Annotated in this window: 16 protein-coding genes and 1 pseudogene; 4 read left to right on the forward strand and 13 right to left on the reverse strand. The window is 36.1% G+C overall.

Annotated elements, in window-relative coordinates; genetic code table 11:
* From BCR26_RS08190 to BCR26_RS08210, 5 genes and pseudogenes are all read right to left on the reverse strand, one after another.
* A pseudogene (locus tag BCR26_RS08190) lies at window positions 1-1398 on the reverse strand (hypothetical protein); the annotation flags it as partial.
* A 1031-nt stretch (window positions 1399-2429) separates the two neighbouring features.
* Window positions 2430-3125, reverse strand: coding sequence for a hypothetical protein (locus BCR26_RS08195; protein WP_069698499.1), 696 nt, complete (start codon window positions 3123-3125; stop codon window positions 2430-2432).
* 43 nt (window positions 3126-3168) lie between these two features.
* The gene (locus tag BCR26_RS08200; RefSeq protein ID WP_069698500.1) at window positions 3169-3852 is read right to left on the reverse strand and encodes a winged helix-turn-helix domain-containing protein; all 684 of its coding nucleotides are present in this window, start codon (window positions 3850-3852) and stop codon (window positions 3169-3171) included.
* A 56-nt stretch (window positions 3853-3908) separates the two neighbouring features.
* Window positions 3909-4160: a hypothetical protein gene (locus BCR26_RS08205; RefSeq protein ID WP_211272293.1), complete on the reverse strand. Its 252-nt coding sequence runs from the start codon at window positions 4158-4160 to the stop codon at window positions 3909-3911.
* Between the two features lie 49 nt (window positions 4161-4209).
* On the reverse strand, window positions 4210-5685 hold the full coding sequence (locus tag BCR26_RS08210; RefSeq protein ID WP_069698502.1) for a helix-turn-helix domain-containing protein: 1476 nt from the start codon (window positions 5683-5685) through the stop codon (window positions 4210-4212).
* A gap of 349 nt (window positions 5686-6034) precedes the next feature.
* Here BCR26_RS08210 and BCR26_RS08215 point away from each other — a divergent pair, with 349 nt between their 5' ends.
* Window positions 6035-7546: a helix-turn-helix domain-containing protein gene (locus BCR26_RS08215; RefSeq protein ID WP_069698503.1), complete on the forward strand. Its 1512-nt coding sequence runs from the start codon at window positions 6035-6037 to the stop codon at window positions 7544-7546.
* Between the two features lie 147 nt (window positions 7547-7693).
* Here the strand turns inward: BCR26_RS08215 and BCR26_RS08220 are convergent, their stop codons facing one another.
* From BCR26_RS08220 to BCR26_RS08230, 3 genes are all read right to left on the reverse strand, one after another.
* Window positions 7694-8182 carry a Dps family protein gene (locus BCR26_RS08220; protein ID WP_069698504.1) on the reverse strand — a complete coding sequence of 163 codons (489 nt, stop codon included), beginning with the start codon at window positions 8180-8182 and terminating at the stop codon, window positions 7694-7696.
* A 223-nt stretch (window positions 8183-8405) separates the two neighbouring features.
* The gene (locus BCR26_RS08225; protein WP_069698505.1) at window positions 8406-9146 is read right to left on the reverse strand and encodes a DUF5105 domain-containing protein; all 741 of its coding nucleotides are present in this window, start codon (window positions 9144-9146) and stop codon (window positions 8406-8408) included.
* A gap of 35 nt (window positions 9147-9181) precedes the next feature.
* Window positions 9182-10714 (reverse strand): gluconokinase, encoded by a 1533-nt coding sequence (locus BCR26_RS08230; RefSeq protein WP_069698506.1) that lies wholly within the window; start codon window positions 10712-10714, stop codon window positions 9182-9184.
* A gap of 121 nt (window positions 10715-10835) precedes the next feature.
* Here BCR26_RS08230 and BCR26_RS08235 point away from each other — a divergent pair, with 121 nt between their 5' ends.
* Window positions 10836-11525: a prepilin peptidase gene (locus BCR26_RS08235; RefSeq protein WP_069698507.1), complete on the forward strand. Its 690-nt coding sequence runs from the start codon at window positions 10836-10838 to the stop codon at window positions 11523-11525.
* 22 nt (window positions 11526-11547) lie between these two features.
* On the opposite strand, the gene msrA is transcribed toward BCR26_RS08235, so the two are convergent.
* Together msrA and BCR26_RS19100 are read right to left on the reverse strand one after the other, a co-directional pair.
* Window positions 11548-12078, reverse strand: a complete 531-nt coding sequence (gene msrA, locus BCR26_RS08240; RefSeq protein WP_069698508.1) for a peptide-methionine (S)-S-oxide reductase MsrA — start codon at window positions 12076-12078, stop codon at window positions 11548-11550.
* 106 nt (window positions 12079-12184) lie between these two features.
* A complete protein-coding gene (locus BCR26_RS19100) occupies window positions 12185-12307 on the reverse strand; it encodes a hypothetical protein (RefSeq protein ID WP_275950771.1) in 123 nt (40 codons plus the stop codon).
* 316 nt (window positions 12308-12623) lie between these two features.
* Here BCR26_RS19100 and BCR26_RS08245 point away from each other — a divergent pair, with 316 nt between their 5' ends.
* On the forward strand, window positions 12624-13943 hold the full coding sequence (locus BCR26_RS08245) for an ISL3 family transposase (RefSeq protein WP_069698509.1): 1320 nt from the start codon (window positions 12624-12626) through the stop codon (window positions 13941-13943).
* A gap of 123 nt (window positions 13944-14066) precedes the next feature.
* On the opposite strand, the gene rpoC is transcribed toward BCR26_RS08245, so the two are convergent.
* From rpoC to BCR26_RS08260, 3 genes are all read right to left on the reverse strand, one after another.
* Window positions 14067-17720, reverse strand: coding sequence for a DNA-directed RNA polymerase subunit beta' (rpoC, locus tag BCR26_RS08250; protein ID WP_069698510.1), 3654 nt, complete (start codon window positions 17718-17720; stop codon window positions 14067-14069).
* 229 nt (window positions 17721-17949) lie between these two features.
* Window positions 17950-21567: a DNA-directed RNA polymerase subunit beta gene (gene rpoB / locus BCR26_RS08255; RefSeq protein ID WP_084387073.1), complete on the reverse strand. Its 3618-nt coding sequence runs from the start codon at window positions 21565-21567 to the stop codon at window positions 17950-17952.
* Between the two features lie 460 nt (window positions 21568-22027).
* Window positions 22028-22663 carry a hypothetical protein gene (locus BCR26_RS08260; RefSeq protein ID WP_069698512.1) on the reverse strand — a complete coding sequence of 212 codons (636 nt, stop codon included), beginning with the start codon at window positions 22661-22663 and terminating at the stop codon, window positions 22028-22030.
* A 464-nt stretch (window positions 22664-23127) separates the two neighbouring features.
* Here BCR26_RS08260 and BCR26_RS08265 point away from each other — a divergent pair, with 464 nt between their 5' ends.
* Window positions 23128-24114, forward strand: coding sequence for an ABC transporter substrate-binding protein (locus BCR26_RS08265; protein WP_069698513.1), 987 nt, complete (start codon window positions 23128-23130; stop codon window positions 24112-24114).
* The last annotated feature ends 73 nt before the right edge of the window (window positions 24115-24187 follow it).

Raw genomic sequence — 24187 nt, forward strand, 5'->3', positions numbered from 1 at the left:
GAATTTCCCTTTATTATCGATACTTGCCGCACTTGTATTGTCAACACTCCACTGGATAGCTGTTTCTACGTCTTCTACTTTATTTGTTACACCAGATCTTCGTGTCAGGTTTACTGAGAAATTCGTTATTCCTTTAGAATCTAGCTCTGTATCTTTTGTACCTTCAGTAAATAAAAGCTCATAGGTATACGGCTTAAGCGTTACTTGGAACGTATTAGTGATGGGTGCTTTTGTTCCTGGATGTTCCACTTGTGCTGTTACTGTTACTATTGTTTTCTCAGTGACTGCATTTGCTTTGAAAGTTCCCTCACTGTTGATGGTTGCCGCATTTTCATTGTCAACACTCCACTGGATTGTTGTTTCTACTTCCTCTTGCACCCCTGTTAAATCGGATGTCCGCATCAACTTTGCTGAGAATTCTTTTGATGCTTGGGAATTTAGCTCTGTGTCTTTTGTATCTCCAGTGAACACAAGATCATAGCTAAAGGTTTCTTTTGAAACTATATTGTTAATCAATTCTTTTGCTTTATCAGTTGGAGCACCATAGTCTGACTCAGGAAACTTATCTTTATCTTCTACTGTCGTAAATTCTCCGATAACATCAATTCCATAGTACCAAGAATCCATACCTGACAACGCGTCAGTGTTGTAGCTTAGTTCATCCAATAATAGACTAGTTGTTTGATTCGGTGCCAATAGTTTTGCCCAATAAGCCCAACCATCTGTGTCCACTACCCAGTAATCCCCTTGTTGCTCTGCCTTGGGTAAATCACTCCAAGCATCCATGCTTATTGGCTCTTTTTCTTGACTTAACGTTTCTTTTGCAGTATGAATCTTATTCGAGTCATCAGGATGGGTATATTTTTCTCCAGCAGTAAAGAAATCTTCAGATCCATCATTTTTTATTCCGTCTTTATTCAATACTAAGTTGGTTGCACCATTCACGATAAAGTCAATCGCATCCCCTGCTGCGTCTGTTTCTAAATTTCCTTCATCAGTATTAAAGGTCGGCAAGAAAACCTTCTTTCCTCCTAATTTCCACGTCACTAAAGCTCTGTAAGGATCATTTTCTTTTTCTGTTAACTCGTAAGGTATCCATGTATTGCGAACTTCTTTTGATGTTCCATTTACCAATGGCTGACCATTCTTTTCAAAATATTCTGACAACTTAATGCGTACCAATAAATTCTTTTTCCCATAGTTTTCGGCATAGACATCTTTATTGCCACTTCCTTTGTTGTAATCATCATGAACACGTCCACCAGCGATGTTTTCGCCTTCATTGTCATTTAATGCTCGTTGGCTAAAAGATATCCAAGCAAATGTTCCGGCAATCATTATGATTAGTGCTAAAATACTTGTAATGAGGACGTTTCGTTTCTTACTTGTTTTTTCCACTTTGTACACTCCATTTCTTTTTTACCTACTAAACACAGCTTCTACTTAAAAGTAGTAACTCTTCCTAATATGCCTACTAATGTAATAACAGGCACTATTCCTGTAACTTTTTCAATACTTTCATTCCTCACCTTTCCATGAATCATTTCACATATATTTTAGCAGCCGTCCTATTAAGACCATCATGGCAATGAATAGAACTGCTGTTAAACCCTCATGTTCTTTAACAAAATAGTTATTTTTACTACTTCAAAGATAATAGTTATAAACTATTTCATTGCCTACTATCTTGTAATTTCTATATGTAAACTAAACAGGGTACTTAGTATATTGTAAATTGCATCATGAGTAAATTTGATTTTTTTCTATCAACGAGAAAAATTATGTTTGTGCAAACTCATTAGAAGCTTCTTCTTTATCTCCTTCAATATTAAGGAAAAGAACTTTTTCCACAAATTGTAAAATTAAGCTCTATCTTTCATTTGAAGTTAAAGCTAGCTTGATGAACAGGGTGCCCAAAACCATGTATTCTTCAAACAAGAACTTATGTAAAATTAAACTTAGCAATTCTATTTTTTCATCCATTGAAAAAATCATTGTCTCCATCTTATTCAACAGAAATATCTAATTTTTATAATTTGTTACTATCTTATAAAATATCTATAGCGGCGCTCTTTTTTGTACTAGGTAAAGAGAACTAAGGTCATGTAAAAGACACCCTTAATGAAATTCTTAATCAAGGTAAGGTCCGGTGGGGTAGATTACCTATACTGATATAACGTCCGATCGCACATTTTTAGCCCTTCCGTGCACCAATTAAAATAAAAGAATTATTTAGAGGGGATTACCCTTTGACTAATTCTTTTTTCTTCAACTCCAAAAATAATAAGGTTGAACAGACCATCCTCATCACTTCAAAAAAATTCCTATTCAACAATAACTATTTTAGAATTACATAAAGTAGTCTATATTAAGTTCAATCAATATTATTTATTTTTAAAGGAACGCTGCTGTAATATATTTTTCTACTGTTATTTCATCTGTGTATCTTCAAAAGTAATTTCAGACAAAAAACTTTTCATCTCTTCAAAAATTTTGTCTGCCTCTGTCCTTAATTCTTCAACTAAACTAAAAGAACTCAAATAATCCATTTTCACTTTTTCTAGTTGTTCCAAGCGCTCTACTTGTTGTTTTTTTGTTTCTTCAATCTGCTGTTGAGCGCTATTTTCTGCAGTCAAAATAATCTCTCTTGCTTGCATTTTTGCCTCAATTAGTACTTCTCCAATGTCCTCTTGAGAAATATCTGTTTCAGTATTTTGCTGTAGTTGTTTTTTTACTAATTCTAATTCCTTAGACACTTTACAAAACTCGTTAAATAAACCTTCTTTTGTCCAACCAACCTCTGCTAACGAATGACATTCATACTCAGCAATTTCTTGTTCTAAATATTTCACTTTCTTTTTAAACAAATTAACTTCTTCTTGTTTAGAATTCATTTCTTCTAGATGAAGTGTTTGGTCTTTTTTTAAGCTTTCATATCTATCTTCTGTTCTAATTAGCTTTAATATAAGATTGCTAGCTTCTTCACTTAATTGTTTATTCTCTTCTTTCAAGCTAATCATTTCTTGATAAAATTTATCAATTTCTACTTTGTCATGGTTCAATTCTTTTTCTCCTGTTTTTAACAACTTTTTTCGAGTATTAATTTTATTATGAATATTAGACACAAGTTCCCTCCCATTAAATTATTTATCTTTATTAGTGGTAGTATCATTTTGAAAGCAGCTGATACCCTGTCGAACGAATTGTTTTGATTGTAATTTCTTCGATTCCTTCTTCTTTTAACTTACTTCTTATCCTAAAAATTAAGTTAGCTAGATTTAATAAACTAGTCTCGGATACTTCTTCCCATAAATGTTCTGCTAGTTCTTCATAAGAACAAACAGAAGCATTATTTTCCATAAGTTTGTGGACTAATTTAAATTCTGTTTTAGTTAACTCGACAGCTAACTGCTCCCTTAATGAAATTATTTTCCGGGAAAATGGATCCAGTTCATGATTTTCTATCGCATTAGAATGAAGGTTCGTATTTTCCACTTTATTTTTGCCTACTGTTTGATTCCTATATAATGTATTTCTTATATGCAATACAGTGGTTAACCATTGACTTTGATTAAAGACACCATCTGCTCCTAATTCTAAATATAATTGGCTTGTCGTTTCTGAAGGCTCTTTTAATAGCACCCAAATAAAAGCATCTGTATCATTTCTTAGTTGCAAGAACCGTAAACAAGAAAAGTTTATCGCTTTTTCTGCATTTTCTTCAAATACTATTCCATCATATAGCTCAACCTTGTCATTCCTCATTAACTCCAAACAACAACCAGCCTCTCGGAATGCTTCCACTACCTCACTACTTATCCCTTTATCTGTTTCTACACCTATATTAAACATCTGTTTCACAACCTTCTAATTTATTTATGTTTCTAAACTACATCCAGTGAGTCACTTTACTCTTTCAAAAAAAGTACATCGTCATTAAATAAATCTACGTATTCAATGGAGATCACATTGTGAAATTTGGTTTTAACAATTTCAATCACTTCTTCCTCAGTAATTCCCTCTCTAACAACAATCTGCTTAACTATCTTGTAAATTCCATCTTTACAAGAGGGGTTACATACTGAAAAACTTACAAAATAGAGAGAACAATCTAACCAATGTTTCTCGATTTCTCCTTGCATTAAAATAGCTCCTTTCATTCTCAAAATTATCTTTTCATAACTGCTTAATTTTTCACATGAATTATTTTTACACAACACTATTTTTTTCGTTTGAACTTTTTGTCTTTTTTATATCCAAAACAGTTTGTTTTAATAACTGCCACTGATTTTCTTTTGGTGGATTCTGAAAAACAATCTGTTTGCATAAAAGTTTATTGTTCGTATGATCCGATAAATAAATATCTGTTTTGTTATCGATTTTATGTTGAATTTGAATCCCATGACGCTTTAAATGATTTAGTTTTTCAAAGACGTATTCTGCATATATCTCTCCAGCAGAAAAATCAACACAAACATAGATTGGACTTTCTAAATAATTTTGAGGCATGCTAACAATAAGCGATACCATATAGTCATAATAAAGTGCTGATTTATCAATAAAAAAATTTTTACACTCCATAAAATTATCAAAAATAGACATAAAGCGAGTGGCTATTCTATGAAACTCAGGATACATTTCTTCAAAATCACCGTTTCTATACCAATAGTTAAAAGCATACTTAGGTAAAATAAAACACAATAATCGTCGATGAATCGTTTGAAAGTTCCTTTTTAATTTTTCTAGAATCACCTTTTTATCTGGCACAGAGCAACCTTTTAATACTGTGAGCTCAAAATCAACAATCTCGAGAAAAAGAGTCGTCAATTGCGTTTCTTTTTTTTCATGAAAACTCACTTGCCTTCTCATAGAACTCAAGAAAATATTCTCAACAGTCATAAAAGCCAATAGAAAATCAAGTTCAAAATCAACTGTGTTTGACCTGTTTTCTATTGGAAATGTTACTTGTTTTAAAATATGGTCCCTCATACTTTTATACTGAAAAGAGTCAAATAATTCTAAATTAAGAACAGACTCTGTTAAAAAATATTGCCACTTAATTCTTAAGAAACAAACACCAATAAATAGTTCCAACTGCTTCATTTTTGTCGGTCTATGATCACACTCAAAAATGCTGATTAGAGAATTTTTTGTTTTTTCAACATTTATTTTTACATTAGAAGGAAAAGGAAATTCCAAACCATTAAAATAATAGTAATAAACTTCAAAAATAAACTTTCTAATCGCCTTTTCCTCTCCAATTAATTTCTGCATCTCCAATGTTATACCTACTTCGTTAAGTAAACTTTCAAGCTTTTTTCTCAAATTAAAAACTTTTGTTCTACTAAAAAAATAGCGCTTCTCAAACTCCGACGATGAAATATCTGAAACTACTATCGCATCAAAAAGAAGAAACATTCCAGATTTTTTTGCATAAAATAACCTTAAGTTATCAATCAATGCCGCTGTAACGTGTAATGTATCAACTTTTTGAGCAGACGCTTCAATTAAGACTTTAAAATTTCCAAATTCTTTTAAATCTTCTTCAAGACAAAGGAATGTATATTTTAGTTTGGACTTAGACACTTTAAGATACTTTTCGATAGTCTCCCTTGAAATATATCTATCTGTTTGTTCTTCTAAAAAAGATAATAATTTTAATCTGAATTGATACTTCTCATCCAAAAATCGATTTAAATTAATTTATTCTCACCTCCTGTTTTGTTCCAACAAGAATTACTACTACTTTTTTAAATAACTCTAACCAGCATTTAGAGCCCTTCACTTCTTTAAAATTGAACAAGTAAATTGATGACCAAACACTTTTTTATTTAAAATTAGTAAATTAAATGAACAAAATTCAAATTCATTCTATATTTTTCTACCCTATAAAAATATATAATAAACAAATAATTCAACGTTTTTCATTATAGACGAGATATTTTTATAACAAAAATCATTTTTTTCTCCTCTATAAGAAAACAAATATATTTTTCTTATTTGAAATTAGTAGTTGAGAAGGTGATAGGATATAATGAATATACAAATATTGAATGGAACAGGTGGTTATTTTAAGATGAATGAATTAGGATATAAACTCATTGTAGATAAACAAGTAAAAAGACGAATTGATATCATTAATGCCTTACTATATAGTCAGAAGCCTATAAAAATCAGAAATTTAGCCAAGATTTGCAACGCTTCTTCAAAAACTATTTCTTCTGAGCTTGAAAAAATGAATGCTATTTTACCAAAAAGTAGTGAAATTTGCTATAAAGAACTTGAAGGGGTTCAATTAATATCGGAAAATCCTTTTCTTATTTCCGAATTTATTAATGAGCAGTTAGATGGAAATCCACTTTACTTTGTAGTTGAGAGCATTTTTAATAATGTAAAGCTCACCCTCGAAGATTATGCTTTTGAAATGTATATTTCTAATTCCACAATGAATAATTATTTAGCCATATTAAAAAAGATTTTAAAAGAAGACTTTGCGTTGAACTTACAGACCTCTCCGTACATTGACATCGTTGGCGGCGAGACGAATATCCGCTTTTTCTTCTTTCAATATTTTAGACATGCTCATGATAATGCAGCTATCAGCCCTAGGGACGACCAATATGCTGCTGTTTACAACGTCATTCTTCATGCCGATATGCAGTATGATTTACATCTGAATGTTGATTATTATCGTCTGTCTCAATGGGCAATAATTTTTGAACAACGAGTTCGTTTCGGACACTTTGTGACTATCGATGACTCTGTTTTAGAAAAACATATCGGAACTAATTCTTATAAGCGTCTCAGAGATTCCTTCAAAGAATCATTTAAAACAAATCCGATCTTAAACGACATTCCTGAAAAAGAATTTCTCTATGTGTACCTTACAAAATTAGATGGAGTTATTTATGAAAAAGGAGAGGCTATCTACTCAAAAGATTACCTTCCTTTATTATCTACTTTCGAAACAATTAGTAACTCTTTTTTCCAAGAGAAGCATCTTGATCTTTTTAAACATGGTGACCTAAAACTTATTACACAAGCTTTTTTGGCCAATAATATGTTGCTGAGCGATGCATCTATCTTATTTCAAAAAGCAAATTCACCTTTAAAAGACTATGCCAGAAAATATTATCCCCAGTTTCTAAATTCTTGGATAAGTATTTTAGATAACCAATTAAAAAAAGTCTTTCCTAAAGCTCATTTTATTGAAGACATCGCAACGAACTTGACGCTTATCTGTATTGGCTATTTAAGATTACATGAACTAGAACACAAAAATATCCTGTTTTCATTAACGGGAACCCCAGCATCTTTGATCTATTATAAAGCGATGTTGCTTAATATCATTCCAAATGGAATCACTCCGTACTTTATCTTTAATAAACCCTTAACCGATTCCTTACTGGACGCCTTAGACATAGATTTATGTATTTACAATTACAAATTAGATATAAAATTAAACAAAGCTGAGTGCATACGACTTTCAAATGTTCCTACAGAAGCTGAATGGATTCAATTACTACCGAAGCTATTATCACTATAAAACACAATTGAAAGTCTCCTAGAGACACACCATAAAATTGCTTTATCCGCTAATATTCATCGAAAGATATTTGGCATTAAAAAAGCAGATTGCTATGAAAATAAATACTTTCATAGCAATCTGCCTAAATTTTATTCTTATTTTAGATTAACGAACTTTCGCACGCGCTCCAGCATCAATGCCTGGTGCCTGACCTAATTTCGCTTGTAGCATCCAAATATTCTTTTCAATGTCACCCTTAAAGCCAATAAAGATATCTTCTGTTACATTCTCGCCTTCTGCTCCAGCAGCTTCAATTCCTTTTTCATAAATGCCTGCTAAATAGCGATAGCCTTCAACTAATTTTTCCATTCGTTCTGGAATCGTCCGGTCGTAAGTACCAATTTCATCTGCTATTCCTGTATGATCTGCAAATTCTTGTAAGGTTGAGTATGGCGCGCCATCTAATGTGATTAAACGTTCAGAAATAACATCTAGTTGGTCATTAATTTGATCCATAAACTCATCCATTTTAGGATGTAGCGTTAAAAATTCTGGTCCACGCATATACCAATGGGTTTGGTGAATCACTACTGAAAACTGACTTAAATCGGCTACCAATTGGTTCAATACTTCTTTTGTTTGTTCAAATTTCATTCTCTATCATCCTCCTAAAATTTTTAGAGTCATCTAGGAAACTCCACTCCGTTGACATCACTACTTTTCAATTCACCCAGTGGATTATGAAACAAGAAAAATAACTGATTGTAAAAAAACAGCGAAGCGGATAGAGTTTCCTAGTTCTCTTTTTTACTACAAAAAATGTAGGTAAACATAAATTAAAATAAATTCTATCTAATAATTATTATAAACTAAAGGATTAGTTTTTACCAGTATTTGGCTCATCATCTAAATTCCCTGAGACTTCTTCTATCACTCGATTCAAGCCATCAGCTAATTCTTTATTCATTTCTTTCATGTCCTTTGTTCCAGAAATGAAGGCCATATATAGATTTGAAACAGCCTCTTTTTGGTCAGCGGGAATCAGCCACTGCCCCTTTTCTTTTTCAAGTTTCAGTTTCAACTCAACTGGGTCACTACTAATCTTAATCGTTTTGACTTTATCTTCCAAAATGGATAACGTAGCATCCAACGTTTTTTGTTCACTCTGAGCAATTTCAGGATTATCTAGTGCATCCTTTATTAACTGTCGCGTCATATCCAGCATGGTATTGACTAAATCTAGACCCGTCACGTAATAAGTAATGGTCGCACCATTTTTCGTTTCATCAATTGTCACAACTTTATACTCTGCTTTTTCTTTGACTTGCTTTAATAGTTCATTCGTCAAAGCATTGGCTTGCTTTTTGGAGATTTCAACACCTGTAGACGAGAGACTGTTAACAAAGTTTGTTTCAAAATCTTCACCGATTTTATCAAGTTCACTGGCAACTTTTTCTCCATCACGGAAACTTTTAACAAACTTCTCGTTGTCCTTTTTATACACTAAGCGATTCACAAATAGTTCCGCTACTTCTTCAGCCGGAATTGCTTTGGCTCCGCAGCTAGATAAAAAGAAGGTCAAAAAGACAAGTAACATCAGTCCTAGCTTTTTTTTCATCTACTTCCCTCCATTCTTTTAAGCCTCTTTAAAATTTATCCTTCTACGTCTGCACGCAATTTAGCTAACTGATGATAGCTTGCTGATAATTGTTGTTGCGTAGATAAAAATACTGGATACAGTCGTTGGTAGGCTTGTTGCGCGGACTCTAGTGGCTTTGTTTGTTTATGAATGACTGCATAATCTTCCGCTTCTTCAAAAGAGTTGATTTTCCCGATACTTTGCCAACCAATCAATACCGCTCCTAAAGCAGAAGCTTCAACACTTTCTGTAAAAGATAGCGAGTGTCCTAAAACATCTGTCATAATTTGGCAAAACACTTCCGAATCTGCAAAACCACCTGTTGCACGAACTTCTTTGACGGGTCCCCCTAATTCCTCTAGTTCTGTCAAAATTCGTTTAAAGTTTAAAGAAATCCCTTCAATCACAGCTCTCATCATCATTTCATCTGTATGGTTTCGTTTCAAACCAATGAAACTTCCTGTCGCTTCCGCATCCCACAAGGGTGCACGTTCGCCTAATAAATAAGGGTGAAAAAGTAGTCCCTCTGACCCTGCCGGAACGTTCTTAACAATTTTCATTACTGCATCATAAGGATTTTCTCCTTGTTCTCGCGCTTGTTTTTGTACCTCTTTCAAGAAATTCCCACAAGCCCAATCAAAAATACCGGCACCGTTACTTGTTGCTCCACCTATCACCCAATGAGAATCATCCAACACACAGCAGAATGTTTCCCCTTGAGGATGAGTATACGGCTTATCAACAATATAACGCAAAGCTCCACTAGTTCCAACAGTCAATGTCGCTGTTCCTTGTTCTAACGCACCTAATCCTAAGTTAGATAATGGGCCATCTGCGCCACCTAGGATAAATACAGTTGAGTCACTTAGTCCTAACTTTTCGCGCCACCCATCCCGCATTTCTTTCATTTGATACGTTGGTAAAACTAATTTCGGCAACTGATCTTCTGTAATTGCTAATTTTTCTAACGCTGCTTGATCCCATTTCAATTCATGAATATTTAAAAATCCCGTCCCAGAAGCCGTACTGACATCTGTCACATACTCTCCAAAAAACTGGTAAAAAATGTATTCTTTTATGCCAATAAATTTTGCAGCTTGCTGATAAATCGCTGGTTTTTCTGCTTGCATCCAGCGTATTTTTTGAAACGGGGTCATCGGATGCATAGGTAGTCCTGCCGCTTGATATAAAGCTTGTCCTTCAGCCGTTCCTTTCAGTTCTTCTGCAAATTTTTCTGCTCGATTATCCGCCCAAGTAATAGATCTTGTCAGGGGGTAATTGTTCTTGTCCATCACAACCAAACTATGCATTGCCGTAGAGAAAGAAATCAAAGAAATCTCAGCTGGTTTAACCTCTTCTGCTACTTTTGAAATACAAGTCACAACTGCTTCAAAAATTTCGTGAATATCTTGTTCTGCCATTCCTTCTTCTTCTTGAATTAAAGGATATCTTACATAAAAAGAAGCCTGAACTGTCCCATCTTCTTTAAATGCTACCGCTTTCGTTTGTGTCGTTCCCATATCTACGCCAATTGCAAATTTTTCCATCTTTCTGCCCCATTTCCATTCACTTCTCTCTTCTATTATTCCCAAAAGAAAAACAAATGTCCAGTTGAAATAAAAAATATTTTTCATTCCTGCGTATTTTATTTACAAGGGGGTCTTAGCCATGTACTTTGTTTATTTTATTTCTGGTTGCATTTGGGGATCATTTCTGTGCTTAGCGGCAGAAAGAGTCCCTAAACGACAATCTATTATTCAGCCACGCTCTCATTGTATTTTTTGCAAGAAAAAATTAGGCTTTTTGGAATTAATTCCCTTGTTTTCAATTATATTATTGCGTTTTCGGTGTCTGCACTGTCAAACAAAGCTTCCTATTATTTATTTTGGAAGTGAATTGGTCAGTGGACTGCTATTTACAGCAGTCTTACCAAAAGAGCTATCTTTACAGACCTTCTATCAATTGGTACTTTTTCTTATGATGTTTCTTTTATCCTTAACAGACATCTACTATCTTCAAGTTGAACCAAAGTTTTTTTATCCACTTTTTTCAATTCTTTGCTTGATTCATTTTTATCTGGGCAAACCGTTTTACCTACTCCCTGCATTTCTTGTATTTATAACACTCATTTTGTTCAACAATATTTTACGGGATTCAATCGGTGGCGGCGATATTTTACTAATCAGTGCTTTGAGCCTACTTTTAGAAAGTGAACTAATTCTTCGCTTATTGCTTTTCGCTAGTAGTAGTGGTTTACTCTATTTACTATTCTCTACGTTTGTATTAAAGAAAAAAATTCTTCCACTTCCTTTTGTACCTTTTCTAGGTCTTGGCTTATTTTTTGTTCTTTTTTTCTGACCTCACAGCTGAAAGGGGATCACTAATTTTTCCAATGATGACGGATAAATCCAGCTCGTCCTGAACCTTCACGGTAAAGTTTATAGTGCATACGATTCTTTTTATAGTAGTTTTGATGATACTCTTCTGCTGGATAGAAAGGCTGGGCAGGTTTGATTTGTGTGACTATCGGCTTGTCAAAACGACCACTTTCTTGTAAGGCTGCCTTTGACTTTTCGGCAATATCCTTTTGATCCTCATTAAAATAGAAGATAACTGGCCTATATGAATCCCCTCGGTCTGCAAATTGTCCTAGCGCATCTGTCGGATCTGTTTGTTGCCAATAAATTTCTACTAATTTCTCATAGGGCATAATGGTTGGGTCATAAGTAATTTCTACAGCTTCCGTATGTCCTGTCATCCCTGTCGTTACTTGCTCATAAGTCGGATTTTTGACATGTCCACCTGTATAACCTGAGACAACTGAAATAATGCCTGGTTGTGTGTCAAAGGGCTTTACCATACACCAAAAACAGCCACCAGCGAAAATTGCTTTCTCAACTTGTTTCTCCATTGCTAAACTCTCCTCTCACTTCTTCTAGAGCCATCTAGGAAACTCCACTCCGTTGTCATCACTACTTTTTCAAGGCTCTTGGGAAATATTTTCCGCCACTTTTTAATCACTCATTTTCCACTTCATCAAATGGTTTATGAAGCAAGAAAAACAACTGATTGTATTCAAAAATAGCGGAACTACTAGCTGTTGGTGCCAATAACCGTGTCAGAAAGCCAATGTGAATCACTTGGGTTTACTACTTATTTTTAGCCCAAGTTTGAAGCTTGGAAACTCTGAGACCTAACCTTTTGGCCCAGAGCGGTTCCACGATTTTCCACTGAGCCAACTGCTAGCAATAAAGCGACTATCGTTTCCTAATTCTTCCTTTATAATAAAAGGTTTCCGCCATTATTAAAACTATTTACACTTATATGCTAAAACGGCTCTATAATATCTAGTGTTGGTGACAGATGTCGCCAGCACTTTTTTGTATAAAAAAAGACAGACACCTTCAAATCCTGTAGAATAAAGTCGACGAAAACCAATCTAAAGGAGTAATGAAGATGTCTCTCTCAAATCTTATCAAAGAAACCCTCGATATTCTAGACCTAAACCTTATTTTTACTGAAAATTGTTTGACCCATGAGAAAATAGGCAATCATATTTGTAAAGTGTATAGCGGTACTCTGACGTATTTTCCTGAAAAATGTCTCCATTGCCAACAAGAAAATGACCAAACAATTATTAAATACGGATGGAAAAAGGTCATGGTCTTGGTCAATGATGTCAGTGAATACAAGACCTATGTCCGCATCAAGAAACAAAAATTCCTATGTAAAAGCTGTAATAGAAGCTTCCTTGCGGAATCAACCTTGACCGAACGCCATTGTACGATTGCGCGTCGTGTCAAGCTCTCCATTGCAGAGAAACTGAAAGAAAATACTTCTATGACAGGGATTGCTCGTGCCAAACATGTCTCTACAACCACTATTTATCGGGTGTTAAAGAACTTCTATACCCCTCTTTCTCAGAAGAAAAAGACCTTACCGACCGTTCTTTGTTTTGATGAATTTAAGTCTGTGAAAGAAAGTTCTGGGGCGATGAGCTTTGTTTTTATGGATGGACAAACCAAAGAATTACTGGACATTGTAGAGAATCGAAAACTAAACTCTTTGAAAAAATACTTTTATTCCTATGCTTATAAAACAAGAGCCGCCGTTCAATATATTGTCATTGACATGTACAAGCCTTACGTCACTCTTGTAAAAAAGCTTTTTCCCAATGCAAAATTGATCATTGATCGTTTCCATATTGTTCAACATATCGGACGTACCTTTCTGACGCACCGAATCCAACAGATGAATCAGCTGAATCGAAAAAATTATCAAGAAGAGCAACAATACAAGCATTTAAAGAAGTATTGGAAATTGCTTCAGAAAAATGCTTGGCATTTAGAGCATAAAAAACAGGTTTGGCATCCTAGTTTTAGGGCGCATTTGACTGAATCAGAAGTCGTTGACCGCTTGCTTTCCTATAGCCCAGAACTCAAGCAAGGATATGGTGTCTACCAAGATTTTCTAGCAGCGGTTCGGATGAAAGATTCTCACTGGTTTCAAGAGCTTTTAAAACAAAACTATTCTCATCTACCAGAGAAATATGCGACAACCATTCAGACATTTAAACAGTATCAAGAAGGCATTTTAAACGCACTTGAACAGCCATATTCTAACGGTTCCTTAGAGTGTTTGAACAACCACATTAAAGTATTGAAACGAAATGCGTATGGCTTTAGAAGCTTCTATAACTTCAAACTGAGAATTCTATTAACCCTAGGAACCACCCTTTTCAATCCCATGAAAAAGAACAAGCCTGCAGAAAAATAATCTCTTCTGCATACTTGTTCTTCCTTGACACTATTCTATTGATTTTTCTTTACCAACACTAGTTGACAATGAGCCGCTAAAACCCACCTAAGCTTTATAGGCTCAGGTGGGTTTCTAAAAAATTTATTTATTCAATTCATTTAATGCATCTTCAGCGGCCATTTGAGCTTCAATGTCAGAAATACTATAAACATTTTCGCTTGCTACGCCAACTTCTTTTGGTTCCATGTTACGGTAACGAGCCATACCCGTTCCAGCAGGAATAATCTTACCGATGATAACATTTTCTTTCAATCCAAGTAATGGATCTTTCTTACCGCGAATCGCAGCATCTGTTAACACACGAGTGGTTTCCTGGAAGGAAGCAGCAGACAAGAAACTGTTTGTTTCTAGTGAAGCTTTTGTAATACCTAACAATACTGGACGGCTTGTAGCAGGTGTTCCACCAGCAACTAATGTATCATAGTTACGATCTGAGAATTCTGCAATATCAAGCAATGTACCTGGTAAAATTTCGCTATCACCTGGGTCCATAACACGAACTTTACGAAGCATTTGGCGAACCATTACTTCAATATGCTTATCACCAATTTCTACCCCTTGCATACGGTAAACGCGTTGTACTTCACGTAACAAGTAGTTCTCTACAGAAAGAACATCACGTACTTGTAGCAACTGTTTTGGATCAATTGATCCTTCTGTTAAAGGTGCACCACGATGAATCGTGTCTCCCTCAGCAACTTTCATACGAGCTGTATAAGGAACTGTGTAAGTACGAGTATCAGTTTTCCCTTTAATCGTTACTTCTTTTTGACGTGTCGCAGGATCTTCAGAGATATCAATGACTTCACCTGTTACTTCCGTAATAACTGCTTGTCCTTTCGGATTACGTGCCTCAAAAATTTCTTGGACACGGGGTAGACCTTGAGTAATATCATCTCCGGCAACCCCACCCGTATGGAAAGTACGCATCGTCAACTGTGTTCCTGGCTCTCCGATTGATTGAGCGGCAATTGTTCCAACTGCTTCCCCAACCTCAACGCCAGATCCGGTTGCTAAGTTACGTCCATAACAATGTTTACATACGCCATGTTTCGTATTACATGTGAATACGGAACGAATGGTTACTGTTTCAATACCCGCATCAATGATTTCTTTCGCAATATCTTCAGAAATTAATTGATCGTCACCAATAATCATTGCTCCTGTTTCAGGATGGATGACTGATTTTCTTGTGTAACGGCCAATTAAACGCTCTTCAAGAGGTTCGATAATTTCATTTCCTTCACGAATTGATTGGATTTCTAAACCACGATCCGTTCCACAATCGTCTTCACGAATGATCACATCTTGGGCAACGTCAACTAAACGACGAGTCAAGTATCCTGAATCGGCTGTCTTCAAGGCTGTATCGGTCATTCCTTTACGAGCTCCATGGGTAGAGATAAACATCTCTAAGACAGATAGTCCTTCACGGAAGTTAGAAATGATTGGTAACTCCATGATACGTCCGTTCGGAGCAGCCATCAATCCACGCATTCCAGCAAGCTGAGTAAAGTTGGAAATATTACCACGGGCTCCTGAATCTGACATCATGAAGATTGGATTTTTGGCATCCATACTTTCAATCAGTTTTTGTTGGATATCATCTTTCGCTGCATTCCAAACTGCAATAACACGTTCATAACGTTCGTCGTCTGTAATCAAACCACGACGGAATTGTTTCGTAATATTTTCTACTTGTTTGTGGGCTTCATCAATGATTTCTTGTTTTTCATGTAAAACCATGATATCCGCAATCCCTACTGTCATACCTGCATGAGTAGAATGCTTATAACCTAAGTCTTTCATCCGGTCAAGCATTTTAGACGTTTCTGTAATCTTGAATCGTTTAAATACTTCCGCAATGATATTTCCTAAGTTTTTCTTCTTGAATGGTAGGACTAATTCTTGCTCTTTAATATGAGCCGGAATGTCTGTACCAGCTTCAACAAAATATTGATCTGGTGTTTGCACCGTCAAGTTATAGTCTGTTGGTTCATTCAAATATGGGAACTCAATCGGCATGATTTCATTAAAGATAATCTTACCAACAGTCGTAATTAAAATACGTTCTTTTTGCCAATCTGTAAATGGTTTGTCTCCAAGTAAGGTTGTTTGGACACCGATACGAGAATGTAAATGCACATAGCCATTACGCCATGCCAATACAGCTTCATTCATATCGCGGAAAATCATTCCTTCGCCTTCACGACCCTCTTCTTCCATCGTTAAGTAATAGTTTCCTAAGACCATATCCTGAGAAGGAGTAACAACTGGTTTACCATCTTTTGGATTCAAAATGTTTTGAGCCGCAAGCATTAACATACGTGCTTCTGCTTGAGCTTCTTCATTCAACGGTACATGGACCGCCATTTGGTCTCCATCGAAATCGGCATTGTAGGCTTCACAAACTAATGGGTGAAGACGAATCGCACGACCTTCAACTAATACAGGCTCAAACGCTTGAATCCCTAATCTATGCAATGTCGGTGCTCTATTCAATAGAACTGGATGCTCTTGAATCACTTCTTCTAAAATATCCCAAACTTCGTCTTCGCCACGTTCAATTTTACGTTTCGCATTTTTAATGTTTGTTGCGATTTCACGTTGAACCAGTTCACGCATAACGAATGGTTTAAATAATTCAATGGCCATTTCTTTCGGAAGTCCACATTGGAACATCTTCAAGTTTGGTCCTACTACGATAACCGAACGACCAGAATAGTCAACACGTTTACCGAGTAAGTTTTGACGGAAACGACCTTGTTTCCCTTTTAACATATGAGAAAGAGATTTCAACGGACGGTTACCTGGTCCAGTAACTGGACGGCCACGACGACCATTATCAATCAACGCATCAACAGCTTCTTGCAACATACGTTTTTCATTCTGAACAATAATATTTGGCGCATTTAAATCTAATAAACGTTTCAAACGATTGTTACGGTTGATTACTCGACGATACAAGTCATTTAAATCACTTGTCGCAAAACGTCCACCCTCTAATTGAACCATTGGGCGTAAATCTGGTGGAATAACAGGAATAACATCCATAACCATCCAGCTTGGTTGGTTTCCAGAAGCACGGAAGGCTTCTAAAATATCCAAACGACGGATTGCTCTGGTTCTTTTTTGTCCTTGTGCTGTTTTTAAATCTTCTTTTAAGCCAGCAACTTCGCCATCTAAATCAACATTATCTAACAATTGTTTCACCGCTTCTGCACCCATAGCTGCAGTAAATCCTTGACCATATTGGTCGCGTTTTTCACGGTATTCACGTTCTGTTAATAATTGTTTCTTTTCTAACGACGTGTCCCCTGCTTCAATCACAACATAAGAAGCAAAGTAGATAATTTCTTCCAGTGCACGAGGACTCATGTCTAAAACAAGTCCCATACGTGATGGAATGCCTTTGAAGTACCAGATATGTGATACAGGAGCTGCTAACTCGATATGTCCCATGCGTTCACGACGAACTTTAGAACGAGTCACTTCCACCCCACAACGGTCACAAACAATGCCTTTATAACGGATACGTTTGTATTTTCCACAAGCACATTCCCAGTCTTTTGTTGGGCCAAAAATGCGTTCACAGAACAAACCTTCACGTTCAGGTTTTAACGTACGATAGTTAATCGTTTCGGGTTTTTTCACTTCACCGTAAGACCAACTTCTGATCTTTTCTGGAGAAGCTAAACCTATTTGCATACTTTCGAATTTATTTACATCGATCAAAAGGGATTCCCTCCATTTCTTGATAAGAAAAGCTACGTAGGATCAACTACAAAGCTAGACAACTTCTACTGAGATTGATGCTATTAAATGACTAAGCTTTCAAGCCAAATTGAGGGAAGAAAGAATTTGTCTGTTTAGACAAATAACTTTCTAACCTAATTTAAAATCTGAAACTTTTTCAAAAAACTGCCAATTCTCTGGTAGAGCTAATGAACTTCTATTTAAACAATTAGTCTTTCGTATCTTCAGCTGTTTCAATATTTTGAAGAAGATTTGCATCCGCAGCATCTTTTGCATCAGCCGCTTCTTTTTCTAATTGTTTTGCTGATTGTTGTTCTGCAAATTTGGTTAGGGCATCAACAGTGATCAAGTCATCATCATCGTCATCCATATCACGTAATTCGATTTCTTGTTCTTCAATGTCCAATACACGCATGTCTAAGCCAAGTGATTGTAATTCTTTCACTAATACGCGGAATGATTCCGGTACACCTGGTTTTGGAATTGGTTCACCCTTAACGATTGCTTCGTAAGTTTTCACACGACCAACAACATCATCTGATTTGTACGTTAAAATTTCTTGTAATGTATACGCAGCACCGTAAGCTTCCAGTGCCCATACTTCCATTTCCCCAAAACGCTGTCCACCAAATTGAGCTTTACCTCCAAGTGGTTGTTGGGTAACAAGTGAGTATGGTCCAATCGAACGGGCATGTAATTTATCATCAACCATGTGGGCAAGTTTAATCATGTACATAACCCCAACAGAAATGCGGTTATCAAATGGTTCCCCTGTACGACCGTCATATAAAACAGTCTTCGCATCACTAGCCATACCAGCTTCACGAACAGTTTCCCAAACATCATCATCATTCGCGCCATCGAAGACTGGTGTTGCAATATGAATGCCTAACTGACGAGCAGCCATTCCTAAGTGCAATTCCAATACTTGTCCGATGTTCATACGAGACGGTACCCCTAGAGGATTTAACATGATATCAATCGGTGTTCCATCTGGTAAGAACGGCATATCTTCTTCAGGCATAATACGGGATACAACCCCTTTATTTCCGTGACGACCGGCCATCTTATCCCCTTCGTTGATTTTACGTTTTTGAACAATATACACACGAACCAACATATTTACACCAGGAGATAATTCATCTCCAGCTTCACGGGTAAAGATTTTCACATCATGGACAATACCACCACCACCATGAGGTACACGTAATGAAGTATCACGTACTTCACGAGCTTTTTCGCCAAAGATAGCATGTAACAAACGCTCTTCAGCAGATAACTCAGTTACGCCCTTAGGTGTGACTTTCCCTACTAGTAGGTCGCCATCTTTCACTTCAGCACCAATACGGATAATGCCCATTTCATCTAGATCTTTTAAGGCATCTTCTCCGACGTTTGGAATTTCACGAGTGATTTCTTCAGGTCCTAATTTTGTATCACGAGCTTCTGATTCATATTCTTCAATATGGATAGAAGTGTAAACATCATCTTTCACTAAACGACGACTCATAATAATCGCATCTTCATAGTTGTAACCTTCCCAAGTCATGAAGCCGACAAGAACGTTTTGTCCTAAAGCCATTTCCCCTTCTTCCATAGAAGGTCCATCCGCCAATGTATCACCTTTTTCAACTTTTTCGCCTAAAAAGACAATTGGACGTTGGTTATAACTTGTTCCAGAATTTGAACGACGGAATTTTGTTACCATATATTTATCTAATGCACCATTGTCGCGACGAACGCGAACTTCTGAAGCATCAACATACTCAACCACACCATCATGTTTACATAAAAGAGCGGCCCCTGAGTCATGGGCAGATTTATATTCCATCCCAGTTCCCACAAGCGGAGAACGAGGTTGAATCAACGGAACTGCTTGACGCTGCATGTTGGCACCCATCAAGGCACGGTTGGAGTCATCGTTTTCCAAGAACGGAATACACGCTGTAGCGACTGCAACTACCTGTTTAGGAGATACATCCATATAATCGACTTTATCAATCGTCACTTCAAGGTTTTCACTTTGCAAACGAGCCATTACTAATTCTTCCGCAAACGTACCGTCTTCGTTTAATAAAGAGTTCGCTTGGGCTACGATGTAATGGTCTTCCGTGTCAGCAGTTAGATAATCTACTTGATCTGTTACTCGACCGGTTGCACGATCGACACGACGATACGGTGTTTCAATAAAACCAAATTTATTTACTTTAGCATAACTAGATAAGCTGTTAATCAATCCAATATTCGGACCCTCAGGCGTTTCAATCGGACACATACGACCATAATGGGAATAGTGAACGTCTCGAACTTCATAGCCGGCACGGTCACGAGTCAAACCACCAGGCCCTAAGGCAGATAGACGACGTTTGTGCGTTAACTCACCTAATGGGTTTGTTTGATCCATGAACTGTGATAACTGAGAAGAACCAAAGAACTCTTTAATACTTGCCACAACTGGACGAATATTAATCAATTGTTGTGGTGTTAAGGTCTCAGTGTCTTGAATAGACATTCTTTCACGAACCACACGCTCCATACGTGCTAAACCGATACGGAATTGATTTTGCAGTAATTCACCCACTGAACGAATCCGACGATTTCCTAAGTGATCGATATCATCTACATTGCCGATATCTTCCATTAAGTTAAAGAAATAACTCATTGAAGCAATAATATCAGCTGGACGAACTGTTTTCACACTTGTATCAGGATAGCCATTACCAATCACATTCACGATACGTTCAGGATCTTTTGGAGAAAGCACCTTAATGGTTTGAATCGTCATTGGCTCTGTTACTACGCCATCTTCTGTAGGATAAAAAGTAATGCTGTTCAAGCCATTATCAATATGTTCTCCTAAAGTTTCCATTACTTGATGTGATAAAACTGTTCCTTTTTCAGCAAGGATTTCGCCTGTTTCAGCATCAATTAATGTTTCACCTAATGTTAAGTTCAATAGACGTGTTTTTAAATCCAATTTTTTATTAACTTTATAGCGACCAACATTGGCTAAGTCATAACGTTTTGGATCAAAGAAACGAGCATTTAACAAGTTACGTGAACTGTCTGCTGTTTTTGGTTCGCCAGGTCGAAGACGCTCATAGATGTCTTTTAACCCTTCCTCTGTACGAGAATCCGTTGCATTTTTGTGTAAGTCTTTTTCAATTGTATTGCGTAGACCTTCACTTTCACCAAAAATCTCAAAGATTGTATCATCCGAGCCAAAACCTAACGCACGAACAAGAACGGTCAAAGGAATTTTACGTGTGCGGTCAATTCTTACATAAGAAATATCTTTCGCATCAGTTTCCATTTCTAGCCATGCACCACGGTTAGGAATTACAGTAGAACCAAAACCTTCTTTACCGTTTTTATCAACTTTACCATGGAAATAAACTCCTGGTGAACGGACTAACTGAGATACGATAACACGTTCAGCCCCGTTGATAACAAAAGTACCCATTTCAGTCATTAGAGGGAAATCGCCAAAGAATACTTCTTGTGCTTTGATTTCTCCCGTTTCACGGTTTGTTAATCGTAAAGTTACATGTAATGGTGCAGAATAATTCGCATCATGTGCACGTGCTTCTTCAACTGTATACTTCGGTTCTTTTAGTTCGTAATCTACAAATTCCAAAGAAAGATTCCCTTGGAAATCATCGATTGGTAAAATATCTTCAAACATCTCTCTTAGACCTTCGTCCAAGAACCACTGATAAGAATCTGTTTGAATTTCAATCAAATTTGGTAATTCCAATACTTCACTGATACGTGCGAAACTTCTACGTTCGCGGTGTTTTCCGTATTTTACTACGTGTCCAGCCAAGCTCTTCACTCCTCTAACTTAAAAGTCTATCAAAACACTAACCGAATTTTTCAATACTGTTACAAATATTAAATTACTGTAACAGCGAGCATTTTATGCAGTTTTTAGGCAAAAAAAAACCAAAAATAGAATGTGCTCTTGAAAATTTCTCGTGCGTTTCTACTTTTGTTTCCCTATAAAAAACCGGAACGGACAATATTTCGCTCCTGCTTCATCATTTTTTTCAGATAGTTTTTGCATCTATTAATTTTACTCTCTTCTATAGTAGAAGTCAAGGATTAGTATAAATTACTTTTATATTATTAATATGTAAGTATAGGCTTCTCAGAAAAAATCGAACGAACAAAATATAATACAAAAAATTCTGCCCCTCCGATTGTTTTCTACTAATTTCTATTTGTTCCACAAATCACTTCTAACATCAAAATATATCTTAATTAGACAACATTGACAGATACCTTTAATCTATCGGTTTAAAAGTCATTGCAATTTGCTTCATCTGTTCCTCATGATCTTTAAACATACTTTTAGAAACCCATGTTAACAACTGAATATAATTGTCTTTACTTTCTAAATAATATACAACGTAGTGTATATTAGCTCCCTCTATCTCCGCCTCAAAACTTGCTACAGAGCCTTTCATTCCATTTAATTCTATTGGAGTCGTTAAAATTTCTTCACCTGCACGCAACGCCATCTGCTCAACCATCATATTTTCAAATGCTGCAAAATCAACTATATCTTCCTTACTATCGATAATAGCTCCCATAAAAGTTTTATAGTTCGTAATAACAAAACTCGCTACTGGATTAATTGATTCGAACTCTGGATACTCTCGCCAGCCCTTCAACAAGCCGTATTGAAATTTTTCGCCATTTGGCGCTACACATTCTACCTCTTCTTTTATTTCTTCTTCATCGGTAGTAGAAGATGTTTGTGTTTGCAATTCATCATCTTTATCTTGTTTTTCCAGTTTTCTCTTTTCTTTCTGAATGGATTTACTAGTAGAATCTACTTGACCCTTACCTGGTACACAACCGCTGATCCCCAATATTAAGAAGCTAATCCCTAACATTAGCGCTATGCTTTTTTTCATTTCTCTATCTCCCCCTTATTAATTCCCAACATATTTATAAATAAACCAATATAATCATAAATATCCCACACCATAATAGAAAAAGCAATCACCTTAAATGGAATTTCAAAAATAGTCAGACAATTTCACTGAATCGGTTGACAGTCCTTTAGTTTTTCCTTTATACTATAAGCAATTCATTTTGCGGAGGAGACTATTTATGAACGTACTAATCCACCCACAATCGAATAATCTTTACTTTAGCTATTTTGGATAGGTTTGTATTCATGAGTTGTGGATACAAACAAGCAGAAACCTGTTTTGTATCTATGATGGCTGAAGAATTTTGTATGGAGCAAAAGCCGCGTAGACAATTTCTAAGTGGCGTATGAAGAAGTTTTCTTACTTTATGACTTTTATCATCCATTTAGGCATATTGTCTAAATGGATTTTTTGTTTCACTAAAACAAATTGGAGGAATTAGGATGAAAAAGAAATTGTTAGGACTAGGAATTTTGTCGGCTGTTGCATTGTTAACACTGGGCGCTTGCGGAAGTAATACTAAAGACAAAACAGATGGTAGCTCAGACAAAGAAATGAAAACGGTCGGTGTGCTTCAATTAGTTGAACACGGCTCATTAGATGCTGCTTATGAAGGATTTAAAGAAGGCTTAGCTGAAAATGGCTTTAAAGAAGGAGAAAACCTAAAAATTAACTACTTGAATGCTCAAAACGATCAAGCACAGTTAAAAAGTATGAGTGAAAAATTGGTAAAAGAAAAACCGGACTTGATGCTTGGTATTGCTACGCCAGCTGCTCAATCTCTTTTAAATGAAACTACAACTATTCCAATCGTTGTCACAGCTGTCACTGATTTAGAAGAAGCAAAATTAGTAAAATCAAATGAAAAACCAGGTGGAAATGTCACAGGTACAACTGACTTAGTAGATATTGATAAGCAAATCGAGTTATTACTAAGTATCGTTCCAGATGCAAAGACGATTGGCATCATGTATAATGCTGGCGAAACAAATTCTAAAATTCAAGCTGATATTGCCGAAAAAGCGTTGACTAAAGCTGGCGTAAAAGTAAAAGTTTTAACAGCAAATTCAACGAATGATGTACAACAAGTAACAACTAGCTTGGCCAAAGATACTGACGGAATCTACATTCCAACAGACAACACATTTGCTTCTGCCTCTGCGGTTATTGGAGAAGTTGCAAAAGAATACAAAATCCCAATTGTTCCCGCTTCAATTGAACAAGTAACTGAAGGTGGTATCGCGACTATCGGAATCGACTATAAAGCATTAGGAAAACAAACGGGTGAAATGGCTGCTAAAATTCTAAAAGGTGAAGCAGAACCTGCGACAATGCCTGTGGAAACAGCTAAAAACTTAGATTTATCTATTAATAAGGAAATGGCCAAAGCAATAGGAATTGATCCAGATAGTATCAAAATACCAAAATAAAATTGAAGGAATACTTCCTATTTTATATGATCAATTCCCACCGCTGTCTATTGCCTAAGTAAGACTATTGAGA

The sequence above is a fragment of the Enterococcus rivorum genome (assembly GCF_001742285.1).
In the GTDB taxonomy this organism is placed as follows: Bacteria; Bacillota; Bacilli; order Lactobacillales; family Enterococcaceae; genus Enterococcus_L; species Enterococcus_L rivorum.

Bases quoted from the DNA above. Each gene is read 5' to 3' on its own strand.
- BCR26_RS08230 (WP_069698506.1), bottom strand. From the start codon at position 10,714: ATGGAAAAATTTGCAATTGGCGTAGATATGGGAACGACACAAACGAAA.
- BCR26_RS08260 (WP_069698512.1), bottom strand. From the start codon at position 22,663: ATGAAAAAAAGCATAGCGCTAATGTTAGGGATTAGCTTCTTAATATTG.
- BCR26_RS08265 (WP_069698513.1), top strand. From the start codon at position 23,128: ATGAAAAAGAAATTGTTAGGACTAGGAATTTTGTCGGCTGTTGCATTG.
- BCR26_RS08220 (WP_069698504.1), bottom strand. From the start codon at position 8,182: ATGAAATTTGAACAAACAAAAGAAGTATTGAACCAATTGGTAGCCGAT.
- BCR26_RS08215 (WP_069698503.1), top strand. From the start codon at position 6,035: ATGAATATACAAATATTGAATGGAACAGGTGGTTATTTTAAGATGAAT.
- BCR26_RS08200 (WP_069698500.1), bottom strand. From the start codon at position 3,852: ATGTTTAATATAGGTGTAGAAACAGATAAAGGGATAAGTAGTGAGGTA.
- BCR26_RS08245 (WP_069698509.1), top strand. From the start codon at position 12,624: ATGTCTCTCTCAAATCTTATCAAAGAAACCCTCGATATTCTAGACCTA.
- BCR26_RS08235 (WP_069698507.1), top strand. From the start codon at position 10,836: ATGTACTTTGTTTATTTTATTTCTGGTTGCATTTGGGGATCATTTCTG.
- BCR26_RS08205 (WP_211272293.1), bottom strand. From the start codon at position 4,160: ATGAAAGGAGCTATTTTAATGCAAGGAGAAATCGAGAAACATTGGTTA.
- msrA (WP_069698508.1), bottom strand. From the start codon at position 12,078: ATGGAGAAACAAGTTGAGAAAGCAATTTTCGCTGGTGGCTGTTTTTGG.
- BCR26_RS08225 (WP_069698505.1), bottom strand. From the start codon at position 9,146: ATGAAAAAAAAGCTAGGACTGATGTTACTTGTCTTTTTGACCTTCTTT.